The organism is Streptomyces gobitricini (assembly GCF_039532985.1).
Taxonomy (GTDB): domain Bacteria; phylum Actinomycetota; class Actinomycetes; order Streptomycetales; family Streptomycetaceae; genus Streptomyces; species Streptomyces gobitricini.
Window position 1 is genome coordinate 104,210 of sequence record NZ_BAAASR010000040.1, and the last position, 7,464, is coordinate 111,673.

4 protein-coding genes are annotated in these 7,464 nt (G+C 74.1%); all 4 read right to left on the minus strand.

Going from position 1 to position 7,464, the window contains the following annotated elements; translation table 11 throughout:
• Nucleotides 1-5: 5 nt before the first annotated feature.
• Nucleotides 6-1,649 carry a succinic semialdehyde dehydrogenase gene (locus ABD347_RS27620; RefSeq protein ID WP_344366288.1) on the minus strand — a complete coding sequence of 548 codons (1,644 nt, stop codon included), beginning with the start codon at nt 1,647-1,649 and terminating at the stop codon, nt 6-8.
• Between the two features lie 103 nt (nt 1,650-1,752).
• Nucleotides 1,753-3,606: a serine/threonine-protein kinase gene (locus ABD347_RS27625; RefSeq protein ID WP_425575783.1), complete on the minus strand. Its 1,854-nt coding sequence runs from the start codon at nt 3,604-3,606 to the stop codon at nt 1,753-1,755.
• Between the two features lie 100 nt (nt 3,607-3,706).
• Nucleotides 3,707-5,494 carry a serine/threonine-protein kinase gene (locus ABD347_RS27630; protein WP_344366292.1) on the minus strand — a complete coding sequence of 596 codons (1,788 nt, stop codon included), beginning with the start codon at nt 5,492-5,494 and terminating at the stop codon, nt 3,707-3,709.
• A gap of 164 nt (nt 5,495-5,658) precedes the next feature.
• On the minus strand, nt 5,659-7,464 hold a 1,806-nt coding region (locus ABD347_RS27635), incomplete at its 5' end, for a serine/threonine-protein kinase (protein WP_486388599.1).

The following is a 7,464-nucleotide window of genomic DNA, read 5'->3' on the forward strand; positions in this document are numbered from 1 at the left end:
AAGGTCTAGCGGAAGCGGAACGCCTTCATCAGGCGCAGGCTGCGGTTCATGAGCGCCGCGTACTGCTCGTCGTCCATGCCGAAGGCGGGCGCGAGCGGGATCACCCGCTGCTGCGCCACGGTCTGGGCCTCGGTGTACTTGAGGATGCCCTCGGCGCCGTGCCGGCGGCCGAGGCCGGAGTCCTTCATGCCGCCCATGGTCGACTGGACGCTGCCGTACGCCGGCGCGTATCCCTCGTTGATGTTGACGGTGCCGGTGCGGAGCTTGGCGGCGACGGCGTGGCCGCGGCGCCCGTCCTTGGTCCAGACGCTGGCGTTGAGGCCGTACGCGGTGGCGTTGGCGCGCTCGACGACCTCGTCCTCGTCGGTGAAGCGGTAGAGGGACACCACGGGCCCGAAGGTCTCCTCGGCACACACGGCCATCGGCTCCTGGACGCCCTCCAGGATGGTCGGCTCGTAGAAGAGGGGGCCGATGTCGGGGCGTGCGACACCGCCCGCGACGACCGTGGCGCCCTTGGCGACGGCCTCCTCCACGTGCCGTGTGACGGTCTCCAGCTGCCGCTCGCCGACCAGGGACCCCATGTCGGCGCCGTACGCGAGGGAGTTGCCGAGCCGCATCGCCTTCGTCCGGGTGGCGAAGCGCTCCACGAAGGCGTCGGCTATCGACTCGTGGACGTACAGCCGCTCGATGGAGATGCAGAGCTGGCCGGCCGAGGAGAAGCAGGCGCGTACGGCGCCCGCGGCGGCCTTCTCCACGTCCGCGTCGTGGAGCACCAGCATGGCGTTCTTGCCGCCCAGTTCGAGGGAGACGCCGACGAGGCGGGCCGCCGCGCCCCGGGCGACCTCGCGTCCGGTGCGGGTGGAGCCGGTGAACGACACGTAGTCGGCGTGCTCGACGACCTCGGGGCCGATGACCGGCCCGTCGCCGAGGACGACCTGGAACACCTCGGCGGGCAGGCCTGCCTCGATCAGCAGGTCCCGTGCCCACAGGGCGGTGAGCGCGGTCTCGGTGTCGGGTTTCATCACCACCGCGTTGCCGGAGACGAAGGCGGGCAGCGCGTCCCCGACGGACAGTTCCAGCGGGTAGTTCCAGGGCGCTATCTGGCCGACGACCCCGCGCGGCTGGCGCAGCTCGGTCACCTTGGTGAGGGTCGGTACGACGCCGGTGTGGCGCTTCGGCCTGAGGTACGCGGCCGCGCGGCGGCCGTAGTGGCGGGCGGCGACGGCGACGGCCTGGACCTCTTCGTGGGCGTGCAGCCGGGCCTTGCCCGTCTCCAGCTGGATCAGGTCGAGGACCTCGGCCTGCCGCTGGAGGACCAGGTCGTGGAAACGGAGGAGGACGGCGGCACGCGCGCGTACCGGCGTGGCGGCCCAGACGGGCTGCGCGGCGCGGGCCCGGGCGAACGCCTCGGCGACGTCCCCGGGCGTGGACTCGGGCAGCTCGGCCAGCCGTTCCCCGGTGAACGGGGTGTGGTTGGCGGTCCGGCCGGAACCGACGACGCCACGGGTGAGCTGGGCGACCACTTCCGGCGTGACCACGTCGGCGGCGGTACGGGCGCCGGCCGGGGCGGGGGCGATCGGGTTCGTGCCGAGAGGTGTGGCGGGACCGGCCTGCGTGTCCGTCGCCTGCGTGTCCGTCGTGTCCGTCATGGGGGCGAGGGTATGCCGGATGGGGCCCGTGCGGTACCCGCCGGTAACAGCTTTTCACCGGCCGCTCACACCGTGCCAGTGTTCACTGGCAAATAAGCCCTGATCAGGAGTGCCGCACCCGGAAGGAATCGAGAACGGTGTCGAAGTGCCGCTTCAGCTCGTCGAGCCGGGCCACCGGCGCGGAGACCCACACGTCGTACATCCGCCCGCTCTCGTCCCAGCAGATGTCGTACGTCCGCCGAGCCCCTTCTGGGGCCGCGAAACCGTTCCAGGTGAACTCCCGGAGCGCGGCCGCCAGTCCGTTGTGCGTCGTGGGCGTGACCTTCGCGTCGCGGTAGCCGGGATACGCCTCGGGGCCGTTGGCGTGGGCGCGGTGCATGTACCCGAGGGGGCCGCCCGCGTCCGGGGCCTGGACCCGGATGCCGATCCGCATCGACCTGTCGGACGACATGTAGAAGACCCGCCGGTCGTCGGTGGACCGGACGTAACCGACCGGAACGGTCAGCGAGAAGCCGCGCGGGTCGGAGGCGGAGCGGTACCCACTGGGCACGCGGGCGTGGGAGGGGCCCGGGGCGTGGCTCCCGGCGGGCGGACGGGAGGCACCGGGGGCCGGCGTGGGACCGAGGGTGGGCCCCGGGCCGGAGCCGGTACCGGCTGCCGCGCCGGGCGTGTTCGGGCTGCTGAGCCCGTCCGCCGACGGGGAGACGGTGGCCGTCGGGTGGTCGCCGCCGCCTCCGCCACCGCCGCCGTCACCCCGCAGGAGCAGTACGCCCGCGGCGCCGGCCCCGGCGAGGGTCACCAGGAGCACGGCGGCCACCACCGGCGTACGGAACCGCGGCCGGGCGGGGCGGCCGGCGTGCGGGGGTACGGCGTCCCGGTGCGGGGGCGCGGCACCGGCGTGGGGCCGCGCGCGGTCGCGGATGCGGGCACGGGCGCGTGCGCCGGCACCCCCCGCACGGGCCGGGACGGCGTCGGAGGGCGCGGGGTGGGAGCCGTCGGCGCGGGGCGGGACGGCATCGGCGTACGGACCGGCGACGCCGGGCACCCTGCCGGAGTACGACGTGTACGACGGCGGTGCGTCGCCGGTGAACGACGGCGGTGCGTCGCCGGTGCCCCCGTGCCCGCGCCGCCCGTACCCCCGGTCCTCGTAACCGCCCTGCTCATAACCCGCCTGCTCGTAACCCCGCTGCTCGTACCCGCCCTGCTCGTACCCCCGCGGTCCGGCTGCCCCCGCGTACGCCCGCAGGAGCCGTTCCGCCTCGGCCGCACCCATCCGCCGGGCCGGGTCGCGCTGCAACAGGCCCCGTACGACGGGCAGCAGGGGACCCGCCGCCGCGGGCGGCCTGAAGTCCTCCTCCACCACGGCGTGCAGCACCCCGCCCAGCGAGTCCCGGTGGAACGGCGACTGGCCGGTCAGCGTCGCGCACAGCAGCGCCCCCAGCGACCACAGGTCCGTCTCGGGACCGGCCTGCGCGCCCTGCATCCGCTCGGGCGCGGTGTACTCCGGCGAGCCGACGAACATCCCCGCCTCGGTGATCGTCGTCGACCCGGCCAGCTGGGCGATCCCGAAGTCGGTGAGCACGACACGCCCGGTGCCCTCCTCCAGCAGGACGTTGGCGGGTTTCAGGTCCCGGTGCAGCACCCCCAGCGCGTGAGCCGCGCGCAGGGCGCTCAGCAGCGCGAGGCCGACGCGGGCCGCCTCGCGGGCGTCGAGCGGGCCGCGGGCCGCGACCCGCTCGGCCAGCGAGCCACCCTCGATCAGCTCCATCACGATGTACGGGACGTCGTCCTCCTCGACGACGTCATGGACGCAGACGATATGCGGGTGGTGCACGCGCGCGATGGCACGGGCTTCGCGGAGGGTGGGATGGAGGGCGGCCCCCACATCGACGTGGAGCTCCTTGACGGCTACGCGGCGGCCGAGCAGCTCGTCGTACGCCCGCCAGACCGTACCCATGCCTCCGCGCCCGAGCCGGGCCTCCAGCCGGTAGCGTCCGACGATCCGCCGCTGCTGCCCCGATCCGGACACGGCACATCCCCTCTGCTCGCGCCGGGGGTCACTCCCCGGCGGGACGCCAGCCGCGCAGCACGATGTCGAACTGCTCCCTGGTCACCGGCCAGTCGGCCGCGGGAGCGGACATGAACAGCGCGTACTCGGTTCCGTCGTCCGCGTAGTACACCTGGTCGATCGCGTGCCGCTCGCCCGCGTTGGCGTTCTTCTCGACCCAGGTGAACTCCCACAGACAGGATTCCAGTTGATCACGGAACGTGTTCGTGTGCAGCACCTTCCGCTCATACCGGGGAAGCCGCTTCTTCAGCCCTTTCTCGATATCGAGCATGTGAAGGCAGGGATTCTCGAAGTCCGGTGAGGCGTCGGCACTGATACGGATGAGGTGGCGGCCGTTGTCCGGCGTGTAGTCGATCTGACCGCCTTCCGTCCGGCGCTTCCAGCCCTCCGGTACGAGAAGGCTGAAACCCGACGGGTCCTCGACCCGGTCCCAGCCATCCGGAACGGCGTCCGTCGACCCCTTCCGGTCGGCCGTGGCCGCGCGGGCCGTGTCGTCGTTCCCGTACCGCATCACGGCGAAACCCGCCGCACTGCCCACGGCGAGGGCGAGGACGGTCACGAGGGCGGCCGTCCGCCAATGGCCGCGGCGGGACTCCGGGGTGGCCGCCCCCCGGTCGCCCGGGGCACCCGGGCCGCCGGGGTCGCCGGGGCCGCGGGGTTCCGTGCGCTGCCGGTCTCTCGGAAGGCCGGTGGCCGGGTGGTGCGCGGCCGGGTGGTGCGGGGTCCGGAGGTCATCCGCCCCGGAGCCCGCTGCCCGGAGCTTCGAGGTCCACCGGCGCCCGGCGTCCCCGTCGGTGGCCTTCCTGTCGGTGGCCTTCCTGTCGGCGGGTCTCCCTTCCGAGGACCCGGACTCGGCGGCCCGTTGCCCGGGCGGTGGGAGTTTCGCGGTCGCCCCCGGGAGGTCGTCCCGGCTCATCGTCCGCGTCGGGACGTAGGCCTGCGCGGTCGCCGGGGTGCGGCCCTCCATCGCCTCCAGCAGCATGCGTTCGGCCTCCGCGGCGCCGGGGCGGTCCGCCGGATCCTTGCGCAGCAGGGCGATGATGACGGGTTCGAGGGCGCCCGCGTACCGGGCGGGCGGCGGTTCCTCGTTCACTGCCGCCTGCATGACGCTCAGCGGTGACGTGCGGTGGAAGGGTGAGGTGCCCTCGACCGCCGTGTACAGCGTGACGCCGAGTGACCAGAGGTCGGAGGCGGGCCCCGGGTCGCCGCCGCGTACCCGCTCGGGTGCCAGGTACTCGATGGAACCGACGAGTTCTCCGGTACGGGTGATGGTGGAGTCGCCCTCGATGGCGGCGATCCCGAAGTCGGTGAGGAGCACCCGGCCGTCGCGGGCCAGCAGGACATTGCCGGGCTTGACGTCCCGGTGCAGCACTCCGGCCGCATGCGCGGCGCGCAGCGCCCCCACGACGTGCAGCCCGATACGGGCCGCCTCACGGGCCTCGATACGGCGATTTTCGGCCGCCTTGGCCGCGTCGGCGAGCGAGGGGCCGTCGACGTACTGCATCACGATCCAGGGGCGGTCGTCGTGTTCCAGCACGTCGTGGACGGTGACGACGCCGGGGTGCGTGATGCGGGCGGCGGCGCGTGCCTCCTTCTGCGTACGGGCGTGGAGTACGGCCCGGTCGGCCTCGGAGACGTACTTGCCGGCCGTGAGTTCTTTGACCGCCACCGTGCGGTGCAGCACCTCGTCGTGGGCGCGCCAGACCTTGCCCATACCACCGCGGCCGATGGCCTCGCTCAACCGGTAGCGCCCGGCGAGCACGAGTCCCGTGCCCATGCCTTGAGAGTGTTCCACTGTCCCCCGCTCGTTCCTTCGGGGTCCAGATTACGGAGGGTGGCGCCATGGCCGAAACCTCGGGGTTGCCAAGGAGACCGCTCTGTGATGCGTACCTGGGGTTACCGGCGTATCCCGGGTGGGCGGGCGGCTGTTGGGGCGGTCGCTCAGCGGGTCGAGCGGTAGGCGCCGACGGCCTGCTGGTAGATCTCGGACACCTTGTCACGCTGTGTCTCGGGGCCTATGACCTGTACGACGTGGTAGCGGTCGCCGATGATCAGGGCGAGGTTCCGGACGTACACCTCACGGCCGCTGGCGTCCGACCAGGTGAACTGGCCTTCCGCCATGACCTGTCGGCCCACGTCTATCCGGCGCAGTCCGCTGGCCGTCGCCCAACTGCTGTCCCGCCAGGGCTGCAGTTCGCGCTCCTTGGTGCGCTGGTACTCCAGGGGGTCGCTGCCCGCCGTCCGGACGGTGTCCCGGCCGGGGACGACGATCAGGGTGAAGTCACCGCCGGTGTAACGGACCTGGCCCACGTCGTTGATGGGGTTGCGCTGCCAGGTCTTGTCGACACCGATCCGGAAGCCCTCGGGGTCGTCACGCACCGTGTACCCGGCCGCCATGTCCGGTGCGTCGGGCGCGCCGGGTGTGACGGTGTTGGTGGAGGGCGCGGGGGCGCTGGGGACGGACTGGTCCTCCGGTGTCCCGGACGGCTGCGGCTGTGGCTGCGGAGGCTGTTGGGGTCCTTGCGGCTGCTGCGAACCCTGTGGGACCTGCCCCTGGGACGGCGTCTGCGCCTTGGGCATGAACATCACGGCGTACGCGATGGCGGCGGCGAGCACGAGCAGGATGCCCAGCAGCAGGACTCGCCCGAGGGTGCGGGGGGCGTGGCTTTCGCGGGGCGCGCGAGGGGCGCGGGTCTCGTGGGTGACCCGGGGCGCGGTGGTCGCCGCGGGGCGTGTCCTCCTGCTGTGGCGGTGGCGGCCCTGGGCCGCTCGGGACGCGCCGGGCCGGCGACGGCGGACCAGTTCGCCCCGGCGGCGCACGATGGGCAGGCGGGTGGCGTCGACGGACGGCATCGGCACGACCCCGGTGCCCGCGTTGGGCTCCGGCGCCGACCGGATGAGCGAGCGCAGCCAGCCGCGCAGCTCCTCGAAGTCGGGTCGCTCCGTCGGGTCCTGACGCAGCAGGGACTCGACGACCGGCCGCAGCGGGCCGCACTCCTCGGCGAACGCGGGCGGCTCGGAGCACACCAGCTGAACCAGTTCGGCCGCGTTCTCCTCGGGGTACGGGGCGTGCCCCTGGACCGCGCGGTAGAGCAGCGCGCCGAGTGCCCACAGGTCGGTGGAGGGGCCGATGGGCGGCGCGAGCTGCCAGGTGTCGTGGACCGGGCCGGCCTGTTCGGGCGCCCACCGCTCGGTCACGGCGCCGACGACGGCGATCCTCGCCTGACGGGCGCGCTCGGCGGCGAGGGACGTGGCCGGACCACGGTACTCCTGGGCGGCGGCGGCCCGGTCGGCCTCGGCGGCGCCCTCCCACCGGCCGGGCGGCCCGGCGTGCGGTCCGGCGCCGTACGGCTCGACGGCCTCGGCGCCGGGTGCGCGGGTCTGGCGCCGGGCGTCGGCCCGCAGCGCGTCCCTGGTGCCGTACGGGGAGACGCCGCCGCCCGCCGGGACCGATCCGCGCCCGGAGCCCGGGCCGTCGCTCCAGGTCCCGGCCAGCAGCGCGCGGCGCGGAGCTCCGTCGCCGCCCTCGCCGCCCTCGCCGGTGTCGTCGTCCTCGTCGTCGTTGAGGTCGGCGGCGTGGGACCACCACTGCGGCTCGTGGTCCGCCGGTGTGCCGCCCACCGGGGCCGCGGGCCCCTGCGGCCGGGGCGGCAGGGAGAGGGCGGCCCCCGCCTCCTCGGCGCGGGCGGCGGCACGCGCTCCGGCCCGCCACGCGGCGATGGCGCCCGCCCGCGCGGCACGGCCGTC